General features: G+C 48.7%; 24 protein-coding genes. 10 read left to right on the plus strand and 14 right to left on the minus strand.

From position 1 onward, the window contains the following. Window positions 1-96: 96 nt before the first annotated feature. Window positions 97-2,865 (minus strand): DNA polymerase I, encoded by a 2,769-nt coding sequence (polA, locus tag B5P39_RS20325; protein WP_088212759.1) that lies wholly within the window; start codon window positions 2,863-2,865, stop codon window positions 97-99. A 385-nt stretch (window positions 2,866-3,250) separates the two neighbouring features. Here polA and elbB point away from each other — a divergent pair, with 385 nt between their 5' ends. Then, on the plus strand, window positions 3,251-3,907 hold the full coding sequence (gene elbB / locus B5P39_RS20330) for an isoprenoid biosynthesis glyoxalase ElbB (protein WP_011718815.1): 657 nt from the start codon (window positions 3,251-3,253) through the stop codon (window positions 3,905-3,907). Window positions 3,908-3,983: 76 nt separating this feature from the next. Here the strand turns inward: elbB and glpG are convergent, their stop codons facing one another. The 5 genes from glpG to B5P39_RS20355 all read right to left on the minus strand — a co-directional run bounded on the left by glpG (window position 3,984) and on the right by B5P39_RS20355 (window position 8,364). After that, on the minus strand, window positions 3,984-4,826 hold the full coding sequence (glpG, locus tag B5P39_RS20335) for a rhomboid family intramembrane serine protease GlpG (RefSeq protein WP_088212760.1): 843 nt from the start codon (window positions 4,824-4,826) through the stop codon (window positions 3,984-3,986). Continuing rightward, window positions 4,823-5,128 (minus strand): thiosulfate sulfurtransferase GlpE, encoded by a 306-nt coding sequence (glpE, locus tag B5P39_RS20340; RefSeq protein ID WP_088212818.1) that lies wholly within the window; start codon window positions 5,126-5,128, stop codon window positions 4,823-4,825. Before glpE ends, glpG begins: the two co-directional genes overlap by 4 nt. A 98-nt stretch (window positions 5,129-5,226) precedes the next feature. Next, entirely contained in the window at window positions 5,227-6,252 is a 1,026-nt protein-coding gene (gene tdh / locus B5P39_RS20345; protein WP_011624622.1) for an L-threonine 3-dehydrogenase, read from the minus strand. 11 nt (window positions 6,253-6,263) lie between these two features. Beyond that, the gene (locus B5P39_RS20350) at window positions 6,264-7,457 is read right to left on the minus strand and encodes a glycine C-acetyltransferase (protein ID WP_011624621.1); all 1,194 of its coding nucleotides are present in this window, start codon (window positions 7,455-7,457) and stop codon (window positions 6,264-6,266) included. 259 nt (window positions 7,458-7,716) lie between these two features. Then, window positions 7,717-8,364: a TetR/AcrR family transcriptional regulator gene (locus B5P39_RS20355; protein ID WP_088212761.1), complete on the minus strand. Its 648-nt coding sequence runs from the start codon at window positions 8,362-8,364 to the stop codon at window positions 7,717-7,719. A 245-nt stretch (window positions 8,365-8,609) separates the two neighbouring features. On the opposite strand from B5P39_RS20355, the gene waaA reads away from it, so the two are divergent. Further along, window positions 8,610-9,884: a lipid IV(A) 3-deoxy-D-manno-octulosonic acid transferase gene (gene waaA / locus B5P39_RS20360; RefSeq protein WP_088212819.1), complete on the plus strand. Its 1,275-nt coding sequence runs from the start codon at window positions 8,610-8,612 to the stop codon at window positions 9,882-9,884. Window positions 9,885-9,898: 14 nt separating this feature from the next. Here the strand turns inward: waaA and B5P39_RS20365 are convergent, their stop codons facing one another. Further along, window positions 9,899-10,651, minus strand: a complete 753-nt coding sequence (locus tag B5P39_RS20365; RefSeq protein WP_088212762.1) for a 3-deoxy-D-manno-octulosonic acid kinase — start codon at window positions 10,649-10,651, stop codon at window positions 9,899-9,901. Window positions 10,652-10,739: 88 nt separating this feature from the next. Here B5P39_RS20365 and B5P39_RS20370 point away from each other — a divergent pair, with 88 nt between their 5' ends. From B5P39_RS20370 to B5P39_RS20380, 3 genes are read left to right on the plus strand one after another with little or no spacing between them, the layout of a single operon-like run. Continuing rightward, window positions 10,740-11,783 (plus strand): glycosyltransferase family 9 protein, encoded by a 1,044-nt coding sequence (locus B5P39_RS20370; protein ID WP_088212763.1) that lies wholly within the window; start codon window positions 10,740-10,742, stop codon window positions 11,781-11,783. Window positions 11,784-11,835: 52 nt separating this feature from the next. Next, a complete protein-coding gene (locus B5P39_RS20375; RefSeq protein ID WP_088212764.1) occupies window positions 11,836-12,921 on the plus strand; it encodes a glycosyltransferase in 1,086 nt (361 codons plus the stop codon). A 19-nt stretch (window positions 12,922-12,940) separates the two neighbouring features. Beyond that, window positions 12,941-14,017: a CDP-glycerol glycerophosphotransferase family protein gene (locus B5P39_RS20380; protein WP_088212765.1), complete on the plus strand. Its 1,077-nt coding sequence runs from the start codon at window positions 12,941-12,943 to the stop codon at window positions 14,015-14,017. Between the two features lie 35 nt (window positions 14,018-14,052). Here B5P39_RS20380 and B5P39_RS20385 read toward each other — a convergent pair whose 3' ends face one another. Both B5P39_RS20385 and B5P39_RS20390 read right to left on the minus strand, forming a co-directional pair. Beyond that, window positions 14,053-15,225, minus strand: a complete 1,173-nt coding sequence (locus B5P39_RS20385; protein ID WP_088212766.1) for a glycosyltransferase family 4 protein — start codon at window positions 15,223-15,225, stop codon at window positions 14,053-14,055. 315 nt (window positions 15,226-15,540) lie between these two features. Continuing rightward, window positions 15,541-16,611, minus strand: coding sequence for a glycosyltransferase (locus B5P39_RS20390; protein WP_088212767.1), 1,071 nt, complete (start codon window positions 16,609-16,611; stop codon window positions 15,541-15,543). A gap of 276 nt (window positions 16,612-16,887) precedes the next feature. Here B5P39_RS20390 and coaD point away from each other — a divergent pair, with 276 nt between their 5' ends. Both coaD and B5P39_RS20400 read left to right on the plus strand, forming a co-directional pair. Further along, window positions 16,888-17,379, plus strand: coding sequence for a pantetheine-phosphate adenylyltransferase (gene coaD / locus B5P39_RS20395; protein ID WP_011718800.1), 492 nt, complete (start codon window positions 16,888-16,890; stop codon window positions 17,377-17,379). Between the two features lie 66 nt (window positions 17,380-17,445). Beyond that, window positions 17,446-18,918 (plus strand): capsule assembly Wzi family protein, encoded by a 1,473-nt coding sequence (locus B5P39_RS20400; RefSeq protein ID WP_088212768.1) that lies wholly within the window; start codon window positions 17,446-17,448, stop codon window positions 18,916-18,918. Between the two features lie 58 nt (window positions 18,919-18,976). Here the strand turns inward: B5P39_RS20400 and B5P39_RS20405 are convergent, their stop codons facing one another. Both B5P39_RS20405 and B5P39_RS20410 read right to left on the minus strand, forming a co-directional pair. Beyond that, window positions 18,977-19,984, minus strand: coding sequence for an NAD-dependent epimerase (locus tag B5P39_RS20405; protein WP_088212769.1), 1,008 nt, complete (start codon window positions 19,982-19,984; stop codon window positions 18,977-18,979). 24 nt (window positions 19,985-20,008) lie between these two features. Next, on the minus strand, window positions 20,009-21,172 hold the full coding sequence (locus B5P39_RS20410) for a nucleotide sugar dehydrogenase (protein ID WP_088212770.1): 1,164 nt from the start codon (window positions 21,170-21,172) through the stop codon (window positions 20,009-20,011). Between the two features lie 233 nt (window positions 21,173-21,405). Between B5P39_RS20410 and B5P39_RS20415 the strand changes: the two genes are divergently transcribed. From B5P39_RS20415 to B5P39_RS20425, 3 genes are read left to right on the plus strand one after another with little or no spacing between them, the layout of a single operon-like run. Beyond that, on the plus strand, window positions 21,406-22,137 hold the full coding sequence (locus B5P39_RS20415) for a glycosyltransferase family 2 protein (RefSeq protein WP_088212771.1): 732 nt from the start codon (window positions 21,406-21,408) through the stop codon (window positions 22,135-22,137). Between the two features lies 1 nt (window position 22,138). Continuing rightward, window positions 22,139-22,798 carry a TVP38/TMEM64 family protein gene (locus B5P39_RS20420; RefSeq protein WP_088212772.1) on the plus strand — a complete coding sequence of 220 codons (660 nt, stop codon included), beginning with the start codon at window positions 22,139-22,141 and terminating at the stop codon, window positions 22,796-22,798. 13 nt (window positions 22,799-22,811) lie between these two features. Further along, window positions 22,812-24,536 (plus strand): ArnT family glycosyltransferase, encoded by a 1,725-nt coding sequence (locus B5P39_RS20425; RefSeq protein WP_088212773.1) that lies wholly within the window; start codon window positions 22,812-22,814, stop codon window positions 24,534-24,536. Window positions 24,537-24,597: 61 nt separating this feature from the next. On the opposite strand, the gene mutM is transcribed toward B5P39_RS20425, so the two are convergent. The 3 genes from mutM to moaA all read right to left on the minus strand — a co-directional run bounded on the left by mutM (window position 24,598) and on the right by moaA (window position 26,957). Next, window positions 24,598-25,413, minus strand: coding sequence for a bifunctional DNA-formamidopyrimidine glycosylase/DNA-(apurinic or apyrimidinic site) lyase (gene mutM / locus B5P39_RS20430; protein WP_011624602.1), 816 nt, complete (start codon window positions 25,411-25,413; stop codon window positions 24,598-24,600). 24 nt (window positions 25,414-25,437) lie between these two features. After that, on the minus strand, window positions 25,438-25,893 hold the full coding sequence (locus B5P39_RS20435; protein ID WP_088212774.1) for a hypothetical protein: 456 nt from the start codon (window positions 25,891-25,893) through the stop codon (window positions 25,438-25,440). 80 nt (window positions 25,894-25,973) lie between these two features. After that, window positions 25,974-26,957, minus strand: coding sequence for a GTP 3',8-cyclase MoaA (moaA, locus tag B5P39_RS20440; RefSeq protein ID WP_088212775.1), 984 nt, complete (start codon window positions 26,955-26,957; stop codon window positions 25,974-25,976). Window position 26,958 lies beyond the last annotated feature (1 nt).

The following is a 26,958-nucleotide window of genomic DNA, read 5'->3' on the forward strand; positions in this document are numbered from 1 at the left end:
CTAAAAGTCGCACCAAATATAAAGGCTCATCCGATAACGGACGAGCCTTGTTTGGGTAAAACTCAATGTTAGAAGCTAAAGTCTAGAGTTTGAATGCTAGTGGGCTTGATCCCAGTTATCACCAATACCGGCTTCCGCCAGAAGTTCCACGTCCAGATTGGCCGCTTTGGCCATGAGCTCACACACCTTGAGCTTGAGTGCTTCGGCTTTATCGGCATCGACTTCGAACACTAATTCGTCGTGGACTTGCATAATCATGGCGATTTCACCTTGGGTATTGGTTTTTATCCAATCGGCAATGCTGATCATGGCTTTTTTTATGATATCTGCGGCGGTGCCTTGCATTGGGGCGTTAATCGCGGCTCTTTCTGCTGCTTGGCGGCGCATTGCATTACGATCGCGAATTTCGGGTAAATACAAACGGCGACCAAATAGCGTTGAGACATAGCCAAGCTCTGCTGCACTGGCTCGCGTTTCTTCCATATACCTTAATACGCCTGGATAGCGGGCGAAGTAAGTGTCGATGTAGGTTTGCGCTTCATTACGGGGAATGTCGAGCTGACGTGCCAATCCAAAGGCCGACATGCCGTAGATAAGGCCAAAGTTAACGGCTTTGGCGCGGCGACGCTGCTCCGAGGTTACGCTGTCAAAGTCGGTGCCAAATACTTCGGCGGCGGTGGCTCTGTGAATGTCTTTACCTTCGGCGAAGGCTTTGAGTAAGCCTGCATCTTGGGATAAATGCGCCATGATCCTTAGTTCAATCTGTGAATAGTCGGCGGCTAAAATCTTACGTCCTTGAGGCGCAATAAAGGCTTGGCGAATACGGCGACCTTCCTCGGTGCGGATTGGAATATTCTGTAGATTAGGTTCGCTCGAGGATAAACGCCCTGTTGCGGCGTTGGCCTGATGGTAGCTTGTATGTACCCGACCCGTTTTCGCATTCACCATTAAGGGGAGCTTGTCGGTGTAAGTACTCTTTAACTTGGTCAGGCTGCGATGCTCAAGGATCACTTTGGGCAGGGGGAAATCCAGTGCCAACTCGACCAGCACTTCTTCCGCGGTAGACGGTGCGCCCTTAGGAGTCTTTTTGATGACCGGATAGCCCAGCTTTTCAAAAAACAGCACTTGCAGTTGCTTTGGTGAGCTTAAATTGAATTTTTCACCAGCAATATCATAAGCTTTTGTTTCTAACTCATCGATTTTACGCGCCAGTTCATCACTCTGTTGGCCGAGCAACATACTATCGATAAACACGCCTTGGCGTTCAATATCGGACAAGATTTGGATCAGCGGCAGTTCAATATCGGTAAAGACCGAGGCTAATTCGGTTTCTTTCTCGAGTCTTGGCCACAGGTGTTGATGTAGGCGTAGGGTTATATCGGCATCTTCCGCCGCATAGGGCGCTGCTGTTTCGAGTGGAATTTGATTGAAAGTCAGCTGTTTAGCGCCTTTACCCGCGATATCTTCGAAGGCGATATTTTTATGGCCTAGGTATTTAAGTGCCAACCCATCCATATCATGGCGTGATGCGACCGAGTTAAATACATAGGATTCGAGCATAGTATCGAATACCACGCCTTGGAGTTTTATGCCGGCATTGGCCAATACGCTGATGTCATATTTCAGGTTTTGACCAACTTTTTTGATCTTGGCGTCTTCGAGTATCGGACGCAGCTTTTCGAGGGCTGTCTGCTTATCTAATTGCGCGGGCGCGCCAACATAATCGTGGGCTAAGGGTAGATAGGCGGCTTTACCAGCTTCAACAGCAAAGGACAGGCCAACCAATTCCGCAACCATATAGTCTAGGCTGGTGGTCTCGGTATCTACGGCCATTAATGGCGCCTGTTTGAGTTTGGCAATCCACTCATCGAGTTGAGCTTCGGTCAGAATGGTATCGTATTGGGTTTCAATCGTGACACTAGGCGTTGATTCTTCTTGGGTTTCGGCCGTTTCAACTTTTGCTGCGACCGTCGTTGGCGCCTTATTATCTAAGACTTCGGCAAGCCAACGTTTAAATTCCATTTCGCCGTAGCATTTGATCAGCTCATCTCTATCTGCGGGTTTGGCTTCGAGTTCGTGCCAATCCTGTTCGAGCTCTACATCGGTTTTAATGGTGGCCAGCTCGTAGGACAGCTTTAGCATGTCGGCATTGTCGATGATCTTCGCCGCCATGGTTTTTGCACCCCTAAAGCCTAATTCGGTGACTTTTTCGGGTTCTGCAAGCAAATTGGCGACACTACCCGCCCCTGTGAGCATGGCTAATGCGGTTTTTTCGCCTACACCGGGTAAACCGGGAATGTTATCTGCCTTATCGCCCATCAACGCCAAGAAATCGATAATTCTGTCTGGGCCAACACCATATTTAGCCGCAACCTCTTCAGGGCCCATGATGGTATCTGTCATGGTGTTGATCAGCGTGATATTTTCATCAACCAGCTGCGCCATATCTTTATCGCCAGTGCTGATCAGTACGGCGCGGTTTTCGCGGCTCGCTTGGCGAGCGATAGTGCCGATAACATCGTCCGCTTCAACACCCGGAATAGAGATTAAGGGCAAGCCCAAGGCGCGGATAATACGGTGCAGGGGTTCAATTTGTGAGCGCAGGTCATCCGGCATCGGCGGGCGATGTGCTTTGTATTCTTCATATAAGTCATTGCGGAAGGTTTTGCCTTTAGCGTCGAACACCACTGCAATATGGCTAGGTTGATAACGGCTTAATAAGCTGCGGAGCATATTCACTACGCCATAAACAGCACCAGTAGCTTCGCCCTTTGAGTTTGTCAGGTGAGGAGGCGCATAATAGGCGCGGTATAAATAAGAAGATCCATCCACAAGGACAAGTGGGTTATTGGCTATGGTCGGCATAAGTAATGTTCGTTTATCGATGACTTAGATGGCGGTAAGCATGCCACAGATACGGTATTTCAGCCACGGCAAATTGACTCTCAGCCTGTGGATAACTCTGTGAGTGAAAAAGTCAACTGTGAATAATGGCGATATTTACGGCTTGGTGCGATATTTTTAAGTTGTTGATTTTTATATTTTTAAAATATTTGTGTGAGTTCAATACTGTTTCTTGAAAAATCTTCCTGATTTGTGGATTTCTTCTTGACTCCGTAAAATACCTAAAAGCTGGCTTAAATTTCACCGACCCTTAGATTCGACGAACTAAGTTAGCACGATTTTTAAGCAGATCAACCATTTTGTTTACAGTTTGTTAAAACCAAATGACATAAGAAGGATATTTATAATGAAAAAAATCGCAGTATTGCTCAGTGGGTGCGGTGTTTTCGATGGAACAGAGATCCATGAATCGGTTTTAACGTTATTATCTCTGTCGAAAGCGGGGGCTCAGTATCAATGTTTTGCTCCTGATATCAATCAGATGCATGTGGTTAATCACTTCACGGGTGAAGTAGACAAGACGGCGACACGCAATGTGCTGGTTGAATCGGCACGCATCGCCCGTGGCGAAGTAAAAGCAACCACCGAACTCGATATTACCGATTTCGATGCTCTGGTTATCCCTGGCGGGTTTGGGGCGGCGAAAAATCTGTGTAACTTCGCTACTAATGGCAGTGAGTGTGAAGTGAATCCACTCGTGACTGATTTTATTAATGAATTTATTCTGGCGAAAAAGCCCGTCGGCTTTATTTGTATCGCGCCTATGATGATCCCGCGCTTATATGGACACGGTGCTAAGGGCACTATCGGTAATGATGTGGATACAGTAGCAGCCTTTAATCTGATGGGCGGCCATCATCAGGCGGCGACTGTGCATGATATCGTGGTGGATGAGGCGAATAAGATTGTCAGCACGCCCGCTTATATGCTGGCGGGGAACATTGCCGAGGCGCACTCTGGTATCGAGAAACTGGTCGCCAAAGTGTTAGAGCTGGCCAAATAACGGCACCTAAATGCAGCAGGGTAAATCTTTGGGCTTACCCTGCTTTTTAATCGAGCGTGGAAGCAATCGCGGTGAGTTAGCGAGTGACTTTACTGCGACTATCGAACCAGCCTTGGGCTAGACCTATCAGTAATCCGCCAATATGGGCGCCATTCGCTACTGACACGCCTAAGAAATCCGTAAAGCCTAACACGAGCCAAATCAACATAAATCCCATGTAGGAGGGCGGTAAACCGATTCCTGCTGCGGGTTTGCGGATCCCCATGACCCAAGTGTAACCGGCGACGGCATATACTACGCCCGACAGCCCGCCAAAGTTGGGGCCGCTAACATAGTATTGGACGACATTGGGTAAAGTACCTGCGACCAGTAGCAGGATTAACAGCGGGGCTGTGCCTATGCGAGTCTCGATTTTGCCACCCAAATACCACCACCAGAGTAAGTTGAAGATGATATGCATGGCCGAAAAATGCATCAGGCTCGGGGTAAACACACGCCAGAATTGACTGAAACTGGTGTCAGGCACCGCGCCGAAATAGGAGAGAGTTTCATAGACCGGGCCGCCGAAGCCTAAATTCATCGCGGCATAAATCAGTACACAGAGGCCGAAGATGATAAGAGTGACTGGGCCAGCACCTGTGATAAATTGCGCAAAAAGCTGTAAAGAAGGGGCGCCATAGTCGAGCTTAGTATGAGTATCACCATGCTCCCATGAGGCTTGTAAGTATTTGTTATCGTAAGGATGAGCGATAAAATGGGCGAACTCTTTACGGGCTTGCTCGGCATCTTGATCGCGGATAACCAGAATAGCGACTCCCTGTGGCAATGGCTGAATTTGGCAGTCTATCTGTTCACCTTTGAGGTAATCGACAAAGGCCTGCGCGGCTCTGCTGTTGGGGAGTCTGCCAATCTCTATCATGCATTGGCCTCATGCCAAGCGCTAAAGCCACCATCTAGGCTATAGACATCATCGAAGCCTTGCTCACACAGGTATTGCGCAGCATTTTGGCTGCTGATGCCATGGTAGCAAACCACCACTAAAGGACTGTCCATATCCGCTTGACCAATAAAGTGCGCCAGATTCTCGTTATTCAAATTAAATGCGCCATCAATGTGGCCGTTGTTAAAGCTGTGACCATCGCGGATATCGACGATTTGCACTGACCTTGACTCGGTCATTTGCACTAATTGATTCACGCTGAGGTGTTTAAAGGAAGACATAATAAAACCTGAAATAACAGAAAAGGGATAAGCGATGGGATAAGTGTGCAACATGGGGCTGCATGTGTACAGCCCCATGATTGGCATAGCTAAGAGAATTAATCCCAGCTGAGGATGACTTTACCGGATTGGCCCGAGCCCATAGCGTCGAAGCCTTTTTGGAAATCATCAATCTTGTAGTGGTGCGTGATGATAGGCGAAATATCTAAGCCAGATTGGATCAAGCTTGCCATCTTGTACCAGGTTTCGAACATTTCACGGCCGTAAATGCCTTTGATGACCAGACCCTTGAAGATCACTTTGCTCCAATCAATCGCCATTTCGCCACCCGGAATACCGAGCATCGCGATTTTGCCACCGTGGTTCATGGTATCTAACATGGCGTGGAAGGCCGAAGGTACGCCTGACATTTCCAGACCCACGTCGAAGCCTTCGGTCATGCCGAGTTCTTTCATCACGTCTTTCAGACTTTCCTGAGCCACGTTAACGGCGCGAGTGGCGCCCATTTTACGCGCCAGCTCTAAGCGGTATTCGTTAACGTCGGTAATGACCACATGGCGAGCACCAACGTGGCGACACACGGCCGCAGCCATAATACCGATAGGGCCTGCGCCAGTGATTAACACGTCTTCGCCCACTAAGTCGAATGACAGCGCAGTGTGCACTGCGTTACCGAATGGGTCGAAGATAGAGGCTAAATCATCGCTGATATCATCGGGAATTTTGAAGGCGTTAAAGGCTGGGATCACTAAGTATTCGGCAAATGAACCTTCACGGTTTACACCCACACCGGAGGTGTTACGGCATAAATGGGTGCGACCAGCGCGGCAGTTACGGCAATGGCCGCAGGTGATATGGCCTTCACCAGAAACGCGGTCACCAATTTTAAAACCACGTACTTCTTGACCGATATCAACCACTTCACCCACGTACTCGTGACCTACCACCATAGGCACAGGAATGGTTTTTTGTGACCATTCGTCCCAGTTGTAGATGTGCATGTCGGTGCCACAAATGGCGGTTTTTTTAATCTTGATCAGCAGATCGTTGTGGCCCATTTCAGGCTTAGGCGCATCGACTAACCAAATGCCTTTTTCGGCTTTTAACTTGCTTAGTGCTTTCATTTTGTAGGGTCCTAAATAATCGCCATTTCTTTAGCGATACGGGTAAAGGCTTCAATCGCTTTGTCGAGTTGCTCACGGGTGTGGGCCGCCGACATTTGAGTACGAATACGGGCTTGTCCCTTAGGCACCACAGGGAATGAGAAGCCGATAACGTAAATATGTTCTGCTAATAAACGGTTAGCGAAATCGCTCGCCAGTTTGGCATCGCCAATCATCACAGGGATAATCGCGTGGTCTGCACCGCCTAAGGTAAAGCCTGCCGCTGACATTTTTTCGCGGAAGTAACGGCTGTTTTCCCATACCGCTTCACGCAGTGCTTGGCCCGATTTGAGCATCTCTAATACATGGATAGAGGCAGTTACAATTGAAGGCGCCAATGAGTTAGAGAATAGGTAAGGGCGAGAGCGTTGACGTAACCAGTCGATGACTTCTTTTTTGCCTGAAGTGAAACCGCCCGATGCGCCACCTAAGGCCTTGCCTAGGGTGCCGGTGATAATATCGACACGGCCCATCACGCCACAGTGTTCGTGTGAACCACGGCCGTTTAGGCCGACAAAGCCCACGGCATGTGAGTCGTCAACCATGACTAATGCGCCGTATTTATCGGCTAAATCACACACGCCCTGCAGGTTGGCGATGACGCCATCCATTGAGAATACGCCGTCGGTGGCGATCAGAATATTGCGCGCGCCAGCTGCTTTTGCGGCGATTAATTGCGTCTCTAAATCCGCCATATCGTTGTTGGCGTAACGGAAACGTTTAGCCTTACATAAACGCACGCCATCGATGATAGAGGCATGGTTTAAGGCGTCGGAGATAATGGCATCTTCGGCATCTAACAGGGTTTCAAACAGACCTGCGTTAGCGTCGAAGCAAGAAGAATACAGAATCGTGTCTTCCATGCCGAGGAACTCACTCAGGCTGGCTTCGAGTTGCTTGTGGATGTCTTGGGTGCCACAAATAAAACGGACCGACGCCATACCGAAGCCGTGGCTGTCTAAGCCTTGCTGTGCGGCTTTGATCAGTTCTGGGTGGTTGGCTAGGCCTAAGTAGTTGTTGGCGCAAAAGTTAACAACTTCTTGGTGATTAACTTGAATGGCAGTCTGTTGCGGTGAGGCAATAACACGCTCGCTTTTATATAAACCTTCGGCTTTAACATCGGCAAGCTGTTGATTAATCTGTGCGTAGAATGAGGTAGAGGCCACCTGATATCTCCTTAGTTAACTTTATTCTGATTCTGGGAGTTGCGGCATTCTAACGCTAAACCCTATCGGCCCACAGCCTTTTTTTCATGCAGGTTAGCTAGATAAATTAGTTTAGGGCTAAAGGGGTTGTTACATTATAAAAACTAATGTGCAACATGGTCGGCTTTAGGGTTGCATCACCGCAGAGGGCATAAATTGAGTCCGCATTTAGCACCTTTAACCTGTTGAGTTTAGTGCTAAATGCGACGGCGCGGGACGATTAGAGCGAATCTTGGGTCGCTAGCTCGTGGTAGTGTTGCTCTAAACTGCTAAAAGTTGCTTGAGAGGTTGGTGTGGCGTAGGCCTTAAAAATCATCAATACCCGCAGTACACCTTCGTACAAAATGCCTTTAGTGATGGTCGAAGTGCTGGACTGAGTGAGTTGATAACCAATCCAGAAACTCACAATCATCTTAATGGTGTCGGCAAGTTGGGTGATTTTGTCATTGTCGATATTTAAAAAACCATCTTGCTTGAGTTTATCCAGCACGTGGCTCGAGCGCGTTAATACTTGCTGCTGCGCCTGCAGATAACGGCTTTTTAATTCTTCATCGCGGGCGAGAATATCGGCCAGATTGGCGTACATAAAACGGAATTGCCACAGGGTATAAAACATCGCATCGAAATAGCCGATCAATTGTTCCACATTGACTTGCTCGCCTTCATAGGGCTGGAATCCCGATTCGAGGTGCGCCTCGTAGAGACTGAAGATAGATCGAATAATGTCTTCCTTATTACGGAAGTGATAATAAAGATTCCCGGGACTCATATTCAGGTGAGCGGCAATATGATTGGTGGTGATATTTCGTTCGCCGTGCTCATTGAATAGCTCAAGGCTGGCATAGATGATTTTGTCGCGGGTTTTCATATATTTTCCAAGTGGCTAGTGAACGCTACAAATTGATTAAAGAAGGCTAACCAACGACCGCTACACTGCTGGTAAATTATCCCTAATTTAAAATCGTATGGATTTATCCCAATGAACAACAATTCAATACGATTGATATGCCCAAACAATCTCAAGAGGCTGAAACTCGTATCTTGAGGTCGCTTGGGGATATTATGCTAACATTGCCGCTATTCATCAGGCAAAAACTCATAAGCACGATTTTTATGAATCGATTTTTTTACAGTGTGCTGCTTTATCTATTATCCCCTCTGCTCATTGTCTATTTGGCGTTTCGTGCCGTTAAAAGCCCTGATTACCGTGGCCGCTGGGGCGAACGCTTCGGATTAACGCGACTGGCGCATACGGATTTGCTGATCCACTCGGTTTCCATGGGCGAAACATTGGCGGCCATTCCCTTGATCCGTTTGATTATGCAATCGCACCCAGAGCTAAGTATTACGGTTACAACCTCAAGCCCGACAGGTTCTGCTGAGGTGCGTAAAGCCTTTGGTGATCAAGTACAGCATTGCTATTTGCCCTTCGATTTGCCCTGGTGCGTGAACCGCTTTCTGCGTCAGTTATCCCCCAAATGGTGCATTATTATGGAGACTGAGCTGTGGCCGAATCTCGTGGCGCTGGCGGCTAAGCGCGGCGTGCGCTTGATGCTCGCTAATGCCAGGTTGTCGGCCAAATCGGCGGCGCAATATGCCAAGCGTCCACACTTGAGTCGCCCCATGTTGCAACGTTTAGATGTGGTTGCGGTGCAGACCCAAGCCGAGGCGCAGCGGTTTATCGACCTTGGCGTGCCTGCTGATAAAGTCACAGTCTGCGGCAGTTTGAAGTTTGATTTAACTATCACCCCTGAACGATTAACCCTTGCGCGAGATCTAAGACTGACTTGGGGGAAAGAGACTGCGCCCGTGTGGGTAGCGGGGAGTGTTCACCCCGGGGAGTTTGATGCCATGCTGAGCGCCCATAAGCAACTGCTCGCCAAGTGGCCAGAGGCGTTATTGGTGATTGCGCCGCGTCATCCCGAGCAGTTTGCGGCGGTGGCCGACGTCGTCGCCAACCAAGGTTTTGAATTTGTACGCCGCAGTGATGCTCAAGCGATAACCGCCACAACGCAGGTGCTGGTGGGCGATACCATGGGTGAGTTGTTAACCTTCTATGGCGCTGCCGATCAAGCCTTTGTGGGCGGGACCTTAATTGAAAATGGTGGCCATAATCCCTTAGAACCCGTGGCCATGGGCGTGCCTGTGATGGTTGGGCCAAATCATTGGGACTTTGCCCAAATTACCCAAATGTTGGCAGACGCGGGTGGCCTGCGGATTGTGAGTTCAGGGCAAGAGTTGGGGGATAATTTAATTCAGTATTTTGAGCAGCCTGAATTACGCCAACAAGCCGCTGAGGCAGGCCTTGCCGTGGTAGAGGCGAATCGTGGTGCCTTGCAGCGTCAGTTTGCTCTCGCCGAATCGTTACTCGCGCGCCAAACAGCCTAACGCTATTCAGGTGACTAGGCTTTGGGGATCACTGAGTGATAGCCCGCGAGCAGCGCCGCCCAGTCGGCGGGCGTAAAGGCGAGCGTAGGCTGTTTACCTTGCTCTTTGTTGAAGGAGCGTAGCAGCCTATCAAGGTTCGCCTTTTGCCATTGAGCATTGGGCGTTTTGATTTCACCCCTATCAAAATCAATCAGATAGAAACGTTCTTGTGCCTCATTCGCTTGCTGTGGTTGCCATAAAATATTCTTCGCGTTTAAGTCGGCATGGTAAACGCCGCGACGATGAAATTGGGCAATGGTCGCGCCGAGAGCTTGCCACTGCTCTGGAGTCATAGCGCCTTTGGTTAACTTAGCGACCAAGTCTGCGGCACCATCGACCCGCTCGATAATAATGTCGGCACGGTAGAACAAGCCATCGCGCACAATATTGGCGGCAATAGGCTTAGGCACCGCAAATTGCTCGCGGTAGAGCAGGTCGAGCAGCCTTAACTCCCCCATGGCGCGGGTGTTTTCAAGCCCAGTATAGAAGTAGGCATCCTTACTGAATTTCTCCATCAGGCCACCGCGCCAGTAATGTCGCAATACCCAATGGCGCTCGCTAAAGGCCACAAACCAAGTGGTGTAACGTCCCTTGGATGATCCCACTACCGCGGCTTTTTCTCGCCAGAAATCCACCGAAAACCAAGCCGGAGTGATGTCTTCAGGCGTATCTTGGCAAAGTGCCATATAGCCATCGGCGGTATTTATGATTTTGATTTGTGCGTTCATGGGAGATTTGTTGACTTAAGCGTGGCACCTGCGGCCATTCTACATTAAGATCCTTAGCTTGCGCCAAATAACCTTAAGAGCTATTCGCTTGAGTTTAAATCCCAACACCATGAATTCTCTCTGCCTGCTTAGGCTATCGGCTATCGGTGACGTCTGTCATGCCGTGGCTATGGTGCAGGCGATTCAACGCCAATATCCCCAGCTCAAAATCACTTGGGTGATTGGCAAGCTCGAATACCAACTATTAAAGCACTTGCCCGGTATTGAGTTTGTGATTTTCGATAAATCCCAGGGCTGGCGCAGTTATTTCAATTTGCATAAAGCCTTGAAAGGCCGCCGCTTCGATGTCTTGTTGCACATGCAAGTGGCGCTACGTGCGACCTTAGCCTCTCTCGCGATTTCGGCAAAGGTTCGGGTCGGATTCGACCGTGCCCGCGCCAAAGAAGGTCAATGGCTGGTCACCAATCATAGAGTCGAACCTTTAGCTCAGCCCCATGTGCTGGACGGCTTTATGGGGTTCGCCAAGGCGATAGGCGTTAGCGATATCACCCCGAGTTGGAATATTCCAGTCCCTCAAGCGGATACTGAATTTGCCCAGCGCCAGATTGCCGATGGCGAAAAGGTATTAGTGATTTGTGCGGCCGCCAGCAAAGCAGAGCGTAATTGGCTGCCCGAGCGTTATGCAGCAGTAGCGCAACATGCGGTAAATAAGGGCTATCGAGTCATTCTCTGCGGTGGCCCAACAGCACTTGAAAAGACATTGGCGGACGATATTGCCAATGCATGCTCTGCCAAACTCGATAACTTAGTCGGCAAAACCAGTTTGACTCAATTGCTGGCTCTGCTGAAACGCGCCAGCCTAGTGCTAGCGCCCGATACTGGCCCTGCACACATGGCGGTCACGCAAGGGACGCCTGTCATAGGTTTATATGCCCATTCCAACCCAGGTCGCACCGGGCCTTATTTATCGCAGCAATATGTGGTGAGCGCCTATCAGGAGGCCATCGCCTCACAGCAAAGCGGTGAGGTGAAATGGGGCACCCGTGCCAAGGGCGAGCACCTTATGGCGCTAATTAGTGTCGAAGCCGTGATAGAGACATTTGATCAGGTTATTCAGCAGACACACAGTTAACCACTGTTAGCCTGTCACCCTGAGTTTTAGATTATCGTTTAGGAGAAAAATCATGCGGATAGCCATAGCCATCGACAGTTTAGCGGGTGGTGGAGCCGAGAAGGTCATGATTACCTTGGCAAAGCAGTTTATTAGCCTAGGGCATGAGCCGCATTTTTTGGTCATGGAAGATAATCGTTATTACGAAACGCCTGACAATTTACCTGTTCATCAATGTTTTGCCGACAAAGATAAAGATTATGATCACTTCGGGCGCCTAGGGGCATCGGTCGATAAGTTACGGGCAAAGATTGCCGAGATTGAGTCCCGAGTCGGTAAGTTCGATCTGTTTTTATCTAATCTTGATAAGACCAATTTGATGATGACCAAAACCGGGGTGACACCACTCTATGTGATTGTGCACTCATCGGTTGAAGAAGAATTGAGTCGTCAGTTTAAGTTAGGCCCCTTCGCCTACTATAAGAAACTGCGGGCGAAAAAAGCGCTCAATGGTCAGCATTTGATCACTGTGTCCAACGGCATAGCTAAAGAGATTCAAGCTAAGGGACGTTTGCAGCCAGCATCCATGCGAACTATCTACAATCCATTTGAATTTAATGAGATTGTTGCTCAGTCACAGCAAGAGAATCCGCAAATCCCTCAGGGTGACTATCTGATCCACGTAGGACGTTTTGCTAAACAGAAGCGCCACGATGTGTTGTTTGAGGCCCTTAAACAGACCCAAAATCAGTTACCTGTGGTGCTGTTATGCCATAACCACAAGAAGGCGATTAAAGCGGCGAAGAAATTCGGCATCGAGAAGCGCTTAATCATTCCTGGATTCCAGAGTAATCCTTTTCCATGGATCAAAGGTGCGAAAGCACTGGTGCTGAGTTCCGATTTCGAAGGATTGCCGACGGTATTAATCGAATCCTTAGCCTGCGGCACGCCAGTGGTCAGTACCGATTGCCCACACGGGCCTAATGAGATTTTGACCGGAAATTTGGCTCCCTATCTTGTGCCCCGTCGCAATCCTGCGGCCTTGGCGAAGATGATTGACGCCGTGGTCGCGCAGCCGCCATCCCTCGACAATGTTGAGATTTTAGCTAAGGTGGATGCGACTGCGATTGCCGAACAATATCTCGCGCTCGCGAAATAATTTACCCGAGGAGAAAGCGGTGGAAGCGCGTAAATCAAATAAAAGACGTTATTTGTTCTACATCGCACAGAACTATTCCTATGCGATGCTAAGGCCGCTGCAGCAAGTGATTCTGGCGCGTGGCGATGAGGCGTGTTGGTTCCTCGAAGGCCGTGAGGTCGACCCCAAATTCCTTAAAGCGGATGAAAAACGCTTACCCGATATTGATGCCGTTAAGGCATGGAAACCCGATGCCGTGTTCGTGCCGGGTAACGTAGTGCCAAGCTTTATCCCTGGGGTTAAAGTGGGGGTGTTCCACGGTTTTAATGCGGGCAAAATGAATCATAAGGGGCGAGAAGATCACTTCGAAATCCGCGATTGCTTTGACTTGTATTGCACCCAAGGGCCGGCGACGACGTTACCTTTCCTTGAGCTAGAGAAAAAAATCGGCACCTTTACTGTGGCCGAAACGGGCTGGCCAGCGCTCGATCCCTTATTTATTGAAAATAAAGATAATCCTTACATTAAGCCCGATGATCCACGGCCAGTAGTGCTGTTTTGCTCGACATTCTCCCCCAGTCTGACCTGTGCGCCAGAGGTATTCGAGCAGATTAAAGCCCTGTCGCAAAAGAGCCAGTGGCGCTGGTTGGTACAGTTCCATCCTAAGATGAAGCCAAGTATTGTTGAGCAATACAAGACTCTCGAAAATGAGAATCTCCAGTTTGTGGAAACCGACAACGTGATCCCGCTTTTGCAGGCAGGTGATGTGATGCTCTGCGATACTTCTTCGATTTTATTGATGTTTTTAATGCAGCGTAAGCCAGTGGTAACCTTTAAAAATCAGTCACCGAAGGCTCATTTAATCGATATTAACCGAGTCGAAGAGATTGAACCTGCACTTACGAGAGCGCTTAGCTGCCCCGATGATTTGATGGCGCATATCCATGATTATTGCAATCAAATCCACCCCACGGGAGATGGTCAGTCTAGCCAGCGTGTGCTCGCGGCAACCGATGCTCTGATTGATAAGGGAACCGCTTGGCTGAAACCTAAGCCATTGAACCTACTGCGACACTTTAAAATGCGCCGCAAGTTAGGCTATTGGAAGCTGTTTTAAGAAAGAATAAGGCCGACATAGTGTCGGCCTTATTCTTAGCTTTGCGTTTTAGTCTCTTCAACCAGCTTAAAGATAATTTCTTGCATATTTTTCTGAAAATCTTCAATGCTGTGAGTCGCTTTGATGTAGTTCACCGCCTTTAGCGCCAGTTCTTGGCGGAGTGGCTCGTTTTCCATCAAATGGCGGATACCATCGACAAAGAGTGGGACTTTATCGAAACCATCCCCCAATACAGTGCCGGTAAATACCCCAAATTGGCTGGTGAGTTCATCGGGATCACGACAGCTCACGAGCAGCGTTCCGTAGGATAAGGCTTCTAAAAACGAAATCGGTAGTGCCTCGTGGATTGAGGTATTCACTAAAATCTTAGCGTCCTTAATCAACTGTGCCTTTTTCTCGCCCTCAACATGCCCCACAAAGTGTAAGTTGGGGATATCGAGGTAGTTATTCATGATGGATTGGTTTTTCTTCGACTGTCTAAAGGATTGACCAAGCATGAAAAATTCATATTCTGGCATCAGTTTGGCAATCTCACAGAATAACCAGCCACGCTTAACCGACTCGATACGGCCGAGGAAGATAATGTGATTTTTCTTCGGATGGGTTTCGACATCGAAGCTGTGATCAATCTCGATAGGGTTAGGTAAGTATTTGATCTCGGTTTTATCGTCGAGGTTGTAGAGATCTCGCGCTTTTCTATCGAGAAAACGTGCTTGAGAAATAAACGAGACTTTACCCGCAGCCCATAGGTCATGAACAAATTGATAAATATTGCTATCCCAATAACTTTTCTCAGGAAAAAGTTTTACGGTATTAATTTCATCCCATTCATAATCGGGGCGTGGATCTTGAACCCAGAACAACAATTTTTTATCGATATTGGGGATTGTTTTAAGAATACGATAGGAATGGGTCGTCATTTCGATGGATAAAAAAAGATCATAGTTTTTCTTTTTTAAGAATCTGATATTAAGAAAATCCATAAACTTAGCGGCAAGGCGATACACTTTGATACCATCGATCATATAACGACGGGGAATTAATCGCTGTTTGCTGCAATCTTTTTTTATTAGTACTTCTACTTCAATGTTCTCATTGGGTAGGTGTTTGGCGATCAGATGACGGGCCAGAAAGCCGTATCCACCGTACACTGTACCTGTACCACCAAAATATTCATCGACTAATAAAGCGACCTTTAGCTTACTCATAACTACCCCAAAAATACTCACTAAATCCGTTTGTGAGACAAATTTATTCCAAGCGGAATATTTTGAGGTTTTTAATTCTGGCGATCAATTAAATAATGATTTAATAATGCAGGACGCGGTATTATATAATTAATTGTTCGTTAAATGTTTTTAATTTGTATCACCTTAATCAATAAGTATGATGACATTAATGGTTTGTTGATACATTTGTTATATTAATTTTTATTTTAAATAGTGTTTCATGCTGTATCAATTTGTTGCGATATTAATTAGAACGCCAATATAAGAAATGGCGTTCTCATTAAAAGTGAAAATTTATTTCGCTAAGTTAATATATTGAGCGGCAATATATTGGCTGTCTACGGCCTTTAATATGTCTAGATTGTCTAAAGCGGGCGGTGAGGCCAGACACTCCAGTGCCTTTTGTGCCAACAGCGCGGGTTGGCGAACGGGGACGAGATATTGTGCTAAATGCCCTGTGAGAATTTCATTGGGCCCGTGTGGGCAGTCAGTACTGACGACAGGCGTACCACAGGCTAAAGACTCAATCACAACGGTCGGTAGGCCTTCAAAATCTGAGCTGAGTAACATCAACTCGGCTTTGGCAATCCAGGCGTAGGGATTGTGTTGGAACCCTGGCGTGATGATTCTGTGTTCGACACCGTATTTCTTAGCGAGTTTGCGTGCCTTTTTGGGGCGGTTGCACAGCAGGACAAGCTTAGGGGCCGTTGGCATATCCCTAAGTGCCTTAAATAAAATGTCGTGGCGTTTTTGCCGTGTCACGCGGCCGACATGGATCATATAAGGCTCGCTTGGGATCTCGGCAATTTCTTCTTGAGTCTTCTTGCGGATTTCCTCCAATCTAAAGGGATTATAGATGGTCTGAACGCTTTGCGGCTTCAGCCAAGAAGTGGCTCTAAGCTCTGCGGCGATACCATTGGAAACCGTGATGATCTTTTTGCCAATCAGTGCTTTAGCCTTTTTCCAGCGACGCCAGAAATGCACTGGACCACGCTTTAATTCCATCAAGAGTTCTTGCTTAAGGGCGCAGTGGCAAAAGTAATAGCAGGGATCGAAATCGCAGCCGGAAACTACCACATCGCAGTCGGTCGAGTTGCTTAAGAATAGCGAGAACTTACCCGATTGTTCCGCTTCGGCCACCATGGACTGCAGGCGTTGTCTTTGCTCCTGTAGGCTTGGCTTTTGGCCAGCTTCATAAAGATAATGAATCGTCACATTTTCTGGCGGCATAAAATCCCCCTCTTTATGGAACACAAAGAGGTGAACATCTTGCCCGGCTTCCTGCAGCACTTCTGCCTGGGATAAGGCGATTTTGACTGTGCCGTTCGAGAAAAAATTATGGCAAAAAATGGCGATTTTTTTCATATAAGTGCTCTGATTACGTGGACTTAATCGGTTGTGGTGTGGTTTCAATCCATCGAGGTTGGACGAAAAGCCGCGGCCTACTTAATCCAATATATAGCGAGTCGGCATTATATCAGTTCATGCCTTTACATGGGCTTAATCCGAGGAATTCTTGCCAGTATTTCAATTTTTAACGGGATTTTCAGCGGTTTTTATCGGGATGATTCACTCAAGTGGCTAAAACGAGTAGACTGGCGACAATGATTTTTGGGTATCTATCTGAGTCGAGTCAGCAAAGTGCATACAAGAGCGATTTATCCTGGGACCTTCGATCCCATTACCAATGGTCACGCCGATTTGATAGAGCGTGCGGCTAAGTTGTTTAAGCATGTGATTATTGGCATTGCGGCCAATCCATCCAAGCAGCCAAGGTTTACCCTTGAGGAGCGCGTTGAGTTAGTAAACCGCGTCACAGCCCATTTGGATAATGTGGAAGTGGTTGGTTTTTCGGGCTTGCTGGTGGATTTTGCCAAGGAACAGCGTGCGAGCGTGCTGGTGCGTGGTTTGCGTGCGGTTTCCGACTTTGAGTATGAATTCCAATTGGCCAACATGAATCGCAGATTAAGCCCTGATCTTGAGAGCGTATTTTTAACACCGGCTGAAGAAAACTCCTTTATTTCTTCCACCTTAGTGAAGGAAGTCGCGCTGCATGGTGGCGATGTGAGTCAATTTGTACACCCTGAGGTGGCAAGCGCGTTGACCGCCAAACTTAACCTCGCAAAAGCCTGATAAGGCTGAGTATTTCCGTAAAACCTTTGAGGCATCAGGCCTCGCGATGATAATGAAAAGGATGTTATGAAGGCTTTTTTGACCCCCACTATCCTCGCTGCTAGCGTTGCATCTGGTTTACTGTTTTCTGCTTCCGTTGCTGCCGCCCCTTGGGTGGATGCCTCGGACATTTATTTAAGAGCCGATATTCAAGCTCTGGCCGATGCGGGCGTGATCCGTGTGCCTGTGAATACCTTTCCCTTGATGTGGTCGGGGATTGGTGGCGACTTAGCGAAAGTCGAACCCGAGCTATTGTCTCCCCGATTAGTGCAAGCCTTTGCCCGAGTTAACTTTTATTATCAAAATGCCGTCGATAATCGCGGTAATGCTAGGGTTAAACTCTCGGGCGCGACCGACCCTGCTCGCTTCCAGCATTATGGCTCCGACTATCGTGAAAAGGGTGAGGCTAAAGCCTCCTACGAATACTTAGGCTCACGTGTGGCCTATAAAACCACAGTTGCCGAGACGTACGACCCGCAAGATAACAAAAACTTCCGCCTCGATGAGTCTTACTTCGCGGTGATCATGGGTAACTGGATTGCGACTCTAGGTACGGTTGAGCAATGGTGGGGCCCGGGATTTGACTCGGCATTGCATCGTTCTAACAACGCGCGCCCTATGCAGTCACTGTCGCTCAGCCGTAATAATGCCGCCGCCTTTGAAACGCCATGGTTATCTTGGATTGGTCCTTGGACTTTCAAGACAGGTTTTAGCATGGCCGAAAAAGAGCGCGCCGTGCCTAAAACGGCGGAATGGGATATGCGCTTTACCGCCAAACCCCTTCAGCAGTTAGAAATAGGCCTGTCTTGGTCGACACTGTTTTGTGGCGAAGGGCAGAATTGCGACTTCGATTCCTGGTGGGATTCTGTCGCAGGCAACGCGGTATGCATCGACGGTTCGGATTCTTGCCTTGCCGATCAACGTCGTGATGCGGGCCATAGAACCCAGAGCATCGATTTACGTTATGCCGATACTTGGCAGGATATTCCCGTTGGTTTGTACCTTGAACATAGCTGTGAAAACGGCAGCGATTGCGGCTCACTTTGGGGGATAGATACCCATTTCGGCACGTCGGGTAAGCAGTTCAAGCTATTCATGGAATACTCGGATACCTTTGTCGAGTGTGATGGCAAGCCTAACTGCTTCTATGAAGATCCTGTCTACCTGAGTGGAGCGCGTTACTACGGCAGAGCTTTAGGTTCGACCTATGATAGCGATGCTCAAGTCTTTGTATTGGGTTTAGTTGGCCAGTTCCATAACAGCCGCGGTTTTACCTCGCTACTGCGTTATGCCAAGTTGAATAAAGACGGCACTAATGTGGCGACCACATGGGCGCCACAGCCACCAAAGGAAGACTTGCTGATGCTAGAACTTTCCTATCGTATGCCTGTGTGGAAGGGTATGTGGAGTCTGGGCGGTACAGTATCGAGATCGGAATTTGATGTACAAGAAAACGATACTAATGCGACTTTCTTCAGCAGTTTTGAATACCGTTTTTAAGCGTTAATCCAATAAAAAGGCCTGCAAATTAACAGGCCTTTTTGTTTTCTCAAAGAGCTTACTTCGCATAAAACGCGCGGTACCACTCGACAAATCTGCTCACCCCGGTATTGATATCCACTTGTGGTTTATAACCCACGGCCTTAAACAGGTCTTCGGTATCGGCCCAAGTGGAATGCACATCTCCGGGCTGCATGGGTAAGAATTGTTTTTTAGCCTCAATGCCGAGCGCACTTTCGAGTGCGGTAATAAAATCCAGCAATTGCACTGGGCTGCCATTGCCGATGTTGAATACGCGATAGGGGGCGCTGCTGTTGGCGGGTGTGCCGGTTTCAACACGCCAGTCCGGTGTTGGGTGAGGGGGCTTGTCTTGCACCCTGATAATGCCCTCAACGATATCGTCGATATAGGTGAAATCACGGCTGAGATCGCCATGGTTATACACATCGATAGTATCGCCTGCGAGAATCGCTTTTGTGAATTTAAACAAGGCCATATCGGGTCGTCCCCAGGGGCCATACACGGTAAAAAAGCGCAATCCAGTGGTGGGTAACTGATAGAGATGCGAGTAAGTGTGCGACATTAACTCGTTGGCTTTCTTGGTCGCTGCGTACAGGGATATCGGATGATCGACGCTGTCCTCGGTCGAAAATGGCATCTTTTGATTCAAGCCATACACAGAGGATGAAGAGGCATAGACGAGATGCTCAATCTTATGGTGGCGACAGCCCTCTAAAATGGTGAGATGCCCGACTAAATTGCTATCGACATAGGCGAGGGGATTATCGAGGGAGTAGCGCACCCCAGCCTGCGCGGCGAGATGGATAACCCGTTGAAAATCTTGCTCTGCAAACAATGCCGCTATGCCTTCTCTGTCGGCTAAGTCCAGTTTGATAAAACGGAAATTGCTTAACGCCTCGAGGGGGACCAACCGAGCGAGTTTTAAGCCGACATCATAATAGTCATTGAGGTTATCGATACCGACAACTTCATGGCCCTGTGCGCAGAGGCGCTCACTGACTTTAGCGCCGATAAATCCGGCGGCGCCTGTGACTAAGTATTTCATAGTAAACCTTTATATTTTGGACGCTTAGTCGTGATGGAACAGATCCCGAGTGTAGACTTTAGCGGCGACATCTTCGAGTTCATTAGCCATACGGTTAGAAATGATCACATCGCACATGGCTTTAAACTCGTGTAAATCGCGGATCACTTTCGAGTTAAAAAACTCGTCTTCCTTGAGTACGGGCTCATAGACTACGACTTCGATGCCCTTGGCCTTAATGCGTTTCATCACGCCCTGTACCGCCGAGGCGCGGAAGTTGTCTGAGTCGGATTTCATGATTAAGCGATAGATCCCTACTCGCTTCGGTTGCTTACTGATAATAGCGTTGGCGATAAAGTCTTTGCGGGTCGTGTTGGAATCGACAATGGCGCTGATGAGATTGTTAGGCACATCGTTATAGTTGGCTAACAATTGCTTAGTGTCCTTGGGCAGGCAGTAACCGCCATAACCGAAGGACGGGTTGTTATAGTAATCGCCGATGCGCGGATCTAAACATACGCCTTCGATAATCTGACGGGTGTTGAGCCCTCGGCTCTCCGCATAGGTGTCCAATTCATTAAAGTAGGCGACGCGCATGGCTAAAAACGTGTTGGCAAACAACTTAATCGCCTCGGCCTCAGTGCTATCTGTGAGTAAAATCGGAATATCTTGTTTAATGGCGGCGCGGGCAAGCAGATTGGCAAAGGCTTGGGCCCGCTCGGAACGTTCACCTACTATGATGCGCGAGGGGTGGAGGTTATCGTAAAGCGCCTTACCTTCACGCAAAAACTCCGGCGAAAATAAGATATTGTCACTGTTGAGTTTGTTTCTTAGCCCTTCGGTAAAACCCACTGGCACAGTCGATTTGATGACAATGGTGGTGTCGGGATTCAGGGTGAGTACTTCCTTCGCGACCCGTTCTACCGATTGAGTATTAAAGTAGTTGGTTTGTGGGTCGTAATCCGTAGGTGTGGCTATGATGACAAAATCGGCTTCTTTCACGACGTTTTTGTCGGTCGTGGCACTGAGATTTAAGGCTTTATGCTGCAGGTATTCTTCAATCAGACTGTCGGCGACCGTTGGTTTACGCGCATTAACTAACGCGACGCGCTCGGGCATCAAATCAATCGCTACTACATGGTTTTGCTGGGCGAGTAAAACCGCGTTCGACAGGCCAACATAGCCCATTCCAACCACAACTATGTTCATAGGTTTTATACAGTTTGGCATTTTGTTTCCCAAACTAGCATTTTCTGCGGAGATAAAACATGTCATTTCGATGAAATTCACAGTTCCAAATTAAGTGCTCTTTTCTCGATTTTCACCCGTATACAATGCTGGTCCTGCATACTGTTTAATTCATAACATCCTATCGATACAGATTTTTGTTTGCCACAATCCTATGTTACCGTACTCATGGTTATTAAGCTTGGAGCCTTAATGTGATTTCAGTCGTGATCCCCGCAAAAGATGAAGTGGGCAATATTGGCCCATTAATGAAAGAAATATGCCAAGCCCTGCAAGGGTTGACTGAGTTTGAAATTCTTGTTGTCGACGACGGTAGTCAGGACGACACTTTTGGTGAGGTGATGCACACCGCCGAGGTGATGCAATGCGATGCCAAAGCCATTCGTCACGAGCGCAGTACGGGTCAGAGTACCGCTATCTCCACTGGCGTTTTACATGCCCGTGGTAAATACATCGTCACCTTAGATGCCGATGGGCAAAACGACCCTGCGGATATTCCCGCCATGTTGGCGCAATTGCCGCAAATCCATGCCGAACACTTTTGTATCGCAGGCTATCGCAAAAACCGCAAAGACACGGCGTGGAAGCGCTTCCAGTCCCGCTTTGCCAATAAAGTGCGTGATGCACTGTTACACGATGGCGTACCCGATACCGGATGTGGCCTAAAACTCTTCCCCCGTGAAACCTTCCTGCGTATGCCTTACTTCGACCATATGCACAGATATATCCCAGCACTCGTGCGCCGCATGGGGGGCGAAGTGTATATTTCTGTGGTTAATCATAGGGATCGCCAAGTAGGCGTGTCTAAATATACCGCTTGGAATCGGGTCTGGGTCGGGATTGTCGATATCATGGGCGTCATGTGGCTCGGTCGCAGGGCGAAAATTGCTAAGGTCGCCCGTAGCGAAACCAGTTGGCACGATTAAGATGAAGCGACTCTATAAGGCGATTTTTATCGTCTTTATTTTGCTGGTGTTAATGTTTGCGGCCCAGCAAGGGTTATTCGAGCATGTGACCGATAGCAATTGGGTGGCACACTTTATTGCCGATCAAGGGATCTATGCGCTGGCGGTATTGCTGATGGTGGGCGCCTTGTTTACCGCTGTCGGTGGGCCGAGGCAGGTGATCGCCTTTGTATTTGGTTTTGCCCTCGGCGGTATCTATGGCGGTCTATTTTCCACCTTAGCGGCATTGCTGGGTTGTGTGATGGCGTTTTATACCGCGAGATTAACCATTCGAAGCAGTCTGCAACGACGTTTTGGCAATCGTTTACAAAAGTTTGAGGCGCTGATCCTTCATCGGACTTGGTTAAAAGTCTTAATGATCCGTCTGTTGCCTGTAGGGAGCAATCTGCTGACGAATCTGTTTGCGGGGGCGACACATATCCCCGCGGGGGGATTTATGTTTGGCAGCGTGCTGGGTTATTTGCCGCAGATGCTGATATTCAGTTTTGCGGGCGCGGGCATTGGCTTGTCTGATCATAACCAACTGGGGATCAGTATCGGGCTGTTTATTATCTCGAGTCTTATCGGCGCTTACCTTTACCGTTCGAGCCTGCGTAAGCAGGTGGATGAATTGGAAAACTAAATAGGGATTAGGAATGGATGCATTGAATCGTCGTTTCAATAGCGAAGATTATTACCAAGTACTCTGGCCGCTAATGTTGATGAGTTTGTTGATCTTACTGGTTGGCATAGGTTTTCGTTCCCCTTGGCCGGCCGACGAACCGCGGTTTGTTGAGGTCGCGCGGGAAATGGTTGCCTCGGGTCAATGGTTATTCCCTACCCGGGGCGGGGAATATTATCCCGATAAGCCGCCAGTGTTTATGTGGGCTATCGCACTGTTTTATCAACTCACAGGCTCGTTAAAACTCTCCTTCTTACTCCCCAATGCCCTCTGTGGCTTGCTGACGGTATTTCTCGTTTATGATCTGGGTGCCAGATTGTGGAATGTGCGGGTTGGCCGCAACGCTGCACTGTTGCTCCTCATCGTGCCGCAGTTTTTGATGCAGGCGAAAAATGCCCAGATAGATGCCATGGTGATGTGCTGGATAACCGTGGGATGTTACGGATTAATCAGACATTTTATACTTGGGCCTAAGTGGCATTGGTATTTTATTGGCTGGGCATTTATGGGGCTTGGGGTGATCACTAAAGGGGTTGGTTTCTTGCCCCTATTGTTGCTCATTCCGATTGGGATTTACGCCTTCAAAGATAAGACCCGTTTCGAGGGCCGTTTAACTTGGCTTTGCCTCGCGGGGCCTTTGGCCATGCTGGCCGTGATTGCCTGTTGGTTAGTGCCCATGGTGATGACGGTTCAAGCCCATGGCACCCCCGAGATGGTGGCCTATCAAAATAATATTTTGTTTAAGCAAACGGGTGAGCGTTACGTTAATGCTTGGCACCATATCAAGCCATGGTACTTCTTCGTGCTGAGCGTGATCCCTTGGATGTGGTTCCCGATTTCGTTGCTGGTGGTGGCCTACTGGAAACAGTGGGTGCAAAAGGTGAAGGCCGATCCTACCATCGCGATTCTGCTGATTTGGGTCGGACTCGTGGTGCTGTTTTTCAGTATCAGCCCGGGCAAGCGCAACGTGTATATTCTGCCCGCATTACCTATGTTGGCCCTAGCGGCGTCGGCGGTATTAACGGGCGTTTCGCCAAAAGCTTGGTTTGAAAAACTGGTCACTGGTGTGCTGTGGTTCTTGGGCGCGCTTGTGTTAGTGGCAGGTGTACTGGCGCTTATTCATCATCCTGCGCTTGTCAAAGCGCTAGCGGACTATACCGATGATCTAACTGGCATAGGTTACTTGTTTATTTTGCTCGGGGTGCTTTGGTTTGCCTTGCTGTGGCTGGCGCGTCGTCAGTTTGCACTGGTCAAGGTGGGGCTGGTTTCCGCCTTGGGCTGGGTGCTGGTGAGCACTTGGGGTTACGCTATGCTCGATGAGATGCGCACCCCAAGAAGCCTGATGCTACACACTGCCGAGGTGATAGGTGAGGATGCCGAACTTGGCCTAGTAAACTTTAAAGAGCAATTTATCCTGTTCTCGCCCATGAGTGTGACGCATTTTAGTTACCTCGCGCCGCTAGAAGAGCAAGAGCGTAACGCGTGGCAATGGATGCAGGAGAACAAACAGCGTTATGTGTTAGTGCCTAGCGGTGCCGAGCTGAGTTGTTTCGATATCAAAGGCGGTAAGATCATGGGGATTGCCCACCGTGACGAATGGATTTTGTTATCTGCGTCAGAGCTTAAGCCTCAGTGCCAGGCGCCAGAACGTGAGTATCGCTACTTTACCGACCATCCAGGCCGTTGGTTAAAAGAGTAATCAAAGGCCATATCGAAGAAGCTAAAAATGCCTGCGATTGCAGGCATTTTTATCGGCGAGATTAACGCGTCTGGCAGATACCGCAAAATACTGTGGTGCGTTGACCAAGGCGAATTTCGCTGAGTAGATTGCCGCACTGAGTACAGGTTTCGCCACCGCGGCCGTAAACATGCAGCTTTTGTGCGAAATAGCCGGGTTTACCCTCGGCATTGGTGAAGTCCTTAAGCGTGGTGCCGCCCTGCTTGATTGCGTGGGCAAGGATTTGTTTGACCTCGGCAACCAGTACCGTTAAGCGTTCAATATCTATCTTGCCCGCCTCCGCCTCGGGGTGTATCCCTGCGGCAAACAGGGCTTCGTTGGCGTAAATATTTCCCACACCCACCACAATATGGTTATCCATCAGGCAGAGTTTGATGGCCTTCTTCTTGCCCGCCAGCGCGGCAGCTAACTGATTGACGTTAAAAGCATCGGTCAGAGGTTCTGGCCCGAGTTTTTCCAGTAGTGGATGGGCTTCCTCTGGCAATTGGCACCATAACCAAGCACCGAAACGTCTTGGATCGTTAAAGCGCAGAATACGGCCATTGGCGAGGACAAGATCGATATGGTCGTGCTTCTCTACTGGCGTGTCATGGGGCAGGATCCGCAAACTGCCCGACATTCCCAAATGCACTATGCTGGTGCCAGCATCGGTATCGATTAACAGATATTTAGCACGGCGGCGCACTTGGCGTATGGTCTGGCCGATGATCTGTTTGGCAAGTTCGGGAACGGGCCAACGCAGTGAAGCGTTACGGATTACGAGGTCAACCACGGTTTGTTCGACAAGATGTGGGGCTATGCCCTGACGGGTGACTTCGACTTCTGGTAATTCCGGCATGATTGAGTTCTTTTAGGTAATAAATTAGCTGGTGGATTTGGCATCGAGGATTGGCTGTAAATCGGCCCTTAGGCTGGGGGGCACTAAGTACCAGTTGCCAGCGGGTGACTTGAGCACACCGTCCTCGGGGAAATAAATCCAACGTTGCGATTGGCGGATCTCGGCAATTTGGATCACCAGTTCCTGCGGTTTGCCTGTGGGCTGTGGTGCCTCGCTGAGGGGGGAGACTCTTAGGCCTTGCCAAGCCTTGACCCATTGCGTGCAGTTGAGCACCAGCGGATCGCACTCCCAACCCGAGGCTTGTTTATGCAACCACACGCCATCTAGCTGCAACTGTGCCAGCGGGGCATTGTCATCAAATAATAGTTGGGCATCACTCGGCACATTATGGGTTTTCTTGTCCATAAACGTCAGCACCGCAATGATAAAAATGCAGGCAAGAATAATGATGTTATTCCACTGTTTACGAGTAAGCGCCATGGCAAGAGTGACACAAAAAAGGGACTGATGCCTTGAGTGTATCACGGCAAAGTAGAGATGCTAGCCCTATGACGAAGGGGTTAACCGCCAGTGCTATTCATAAAGCGCAGGATTTGCACGCCGTTATTATCGAAAACATGCTGCTTAGGTTTGAGCTTAATACCTTGGAGTATCGCGGTTTTAAGGCGTTCAATGTCCCCGGGATATTCTCGCACAATGCTTTTTAAATCAATGGAGTGTTCATTACCTAGGCAGAGCAATAATTGCCCCTCTACGGTCACGCGTACCCTATTACATTCGTGGCAAAAGTTGTGGCTATGGGGTGAGATAAACCCGATATGAATCGGACTATCCGCCATGGTGTAGTAACGCGCGGGGCCACCTGTGCGTTTATTAGAAAGCTGTAGGGGATAATGCTCGCTAATCATGGCCTTAACTTCATCGCTGCTGCAATGGCGCGCGTCTTTACGCTCATCCATTTCACCCAGCGGCATTTCTTCAATAAAGGCGATATCTAGGTTGCGGTCACGGCAAAAATTAACCAGATCAATCACTTCATGATCGTTTTGCTGCTTTAGGATCACCGCATTGATTTTAATCCGCTCAAAACCTGCGGCGATGGCCGCATCAATCCCTTCGATAACACGTGCTAATTTGCCGTTGCGCGTTAGTTGGGTAAAGAGCTCGGGGTTAAGGGTATCTAAGCTGATGTTTAGGCGCTTAAGTCCCGCATCAAACATAGGTTTGGCAAACTTACTGAGTCTGGAACCATTGGTGGTCATCGATAAATCTTTGAGCCCAGGGAGCTTGCCCAGTAAGTGCACCAGTTGATCGCAATCGCTACGCACCAAGGGCTCGCCGCCGGTGAGGCGGATCTTGGTCACCCCCAGTTCAGTAAAGGCTTGGGCAATCCAAGCCAACTCTTCGAGGTGCAGTACATGGTCCTTGGGCAAGAAGCAGGGATCTTCCGTCATGCAGTAGACACAACGGAAGTCGCAGCGATCCGTCACTGAGAGTCGTAAATATTCGACCTGACGGCCAAAGGCATCCACAAGTTGGCTCATA

The organism is Shewanella sp. Shew256 (assembly GCF_002196695.1).
Lineage (GTDB): Bacteria > Pseudomonadota > Gammaproteobacteria > Enterobacterales > Shewanellaceae > Shewanella > Shewanella mangrovisoli.

Excerpts from the sequence above, each read along its gene's own strand:
- polA (WP_088212759.1), bottom strand. The coding sequence starts at position 2,865 with ATGCCGACCATAGCCAATAACCCACTTGTCCTTGTGGATGGATCTTCT.
- elbB (WP_011718815.1), top strand. The coding sequence starts at position 3,251 with ATGAAAAAAATCGCAGTATTGCTCAGTGGGTGCGGTGTTTTCGATGGA.
- glpG (WP_088212760.1), bottom strand. The coding sequence starts at position 4,826 with ATGATAGAGATTGGCAGACTCCCCAACAGCAGAGCCGCGCAGGCCTTT.
- glpE (WP_088212818.1), bottom strand. The coding sequence starts at position 5,128 with ATGTCTTCCTTTAAACACCTCAGCGTGAATCAATTAGTGCAAATGACC.
- tdh (WP_011624622.1), bottom strand. The coding sequence starts at position 6,252 with ATGAAAGCACTAAGCAAGTTAAAAGCCGAAAAAGGCATTTGGTTAGTC.
- B5P39_RS20355 (WP_088212761.1), bottom strand. The coding sequence starts at position 8,364 with ATGAAAACCCGCGACAAAATCATCTATGCCAGCCTTGAGCTATTCAAT.
- waaA (WP_088212819.1), top strand. The coding sequence starts at position 8,610 with ATGAATCGATTTTTTTACAGTGTGCTGCTTTATCTATTATCCCCTCTG.
- B5P39_RS20365 (WP_088212762.1), bottom strand. The coding sequence starts at position 10,651 with ATGAACGCACAAATCAAAATCATAAATACCGCCGATGGCTATATGGCA.
- B5P39_RS20375 (WP_088212764.1), top strand. The coding sequence starts at position 11,836 with ATGCGGATAGCCATAGCCATCGACAGTTTAGCGGGTGGTGGAGCCGAG.
- B5P39_RS20385 (WP_088212766.1), bottom strand. The coding sequence starts at position 15,225 with ATGAGTAAGCTAAAGGTCGCTTTATTAGTCGATGAATATTTTGGTGGT.
- B5P39_RS20390 (WP_088212767.1), bottom strand. The coding sequence starts at position 16,611 with ATGAAAAAAATCGCCATTTTTTGCCATAATTTTTTCTCGAACGGCACA.
- B5P39_RS20400 (WP_088212768.1), top strand. The coding sequence starts at position 17,446 with ATGAAGGCTTTTTTGACCCCCACTATCCTCGCTGCTAGCGTTGCATCT.
- B5P39_RS20405 (WP_088212769.1), bottom strand. The coding sequence starts at position 19,984 with ATGAAATACTTAGTCACAGGCGCCGCCGGATTTATCGGCGCTAAAGTC.
- B5P39_RS20410 (WP_088212770.1), bottom strand. The coding sequence starts at position 21,172 with ATGAACATAGTTGTGGTTGGAATGGGCTATGTTGGCCTGTCGAACGCG.
- B5P39_RS20420 (WP_088212772.1), top strand. The coding sequence starts at position 22,139 with ATGAAGCGACTCTATAAGGCGATTTTTATCGTCTTTATTTTGCTGGTG.
- B5P39_RS20425 (WP_088212773.1), top strand. The coding sequence starts at position 22,812 with ATGGATGCATTGAATCGTCGTTTCAATAGCGAAGATTATTACCAAGTA.
- mutM (WP_011624602.1), bottom strand. The coding sequence starts at position 25,413 with ATGCCGGAATTACCAGAAGTCGAAGTCACCCGTCAGGGCATAGCCCCA.
- B5P39_RS20435 (WP_088212774.1), bottom strand. The coding sequence starts at position 25,893 with ATGGCGCTTACTCGTAAACAGTGGAATAACATCATTATTCTTGCCTGC.
- moaA (WP_088212775.1), bottom strand. The coding sequence starts at position 26,957 with ATGAGCCAACTTGTGGATGCCTTTGGCCGTCAGGTCGAATATTTACGA.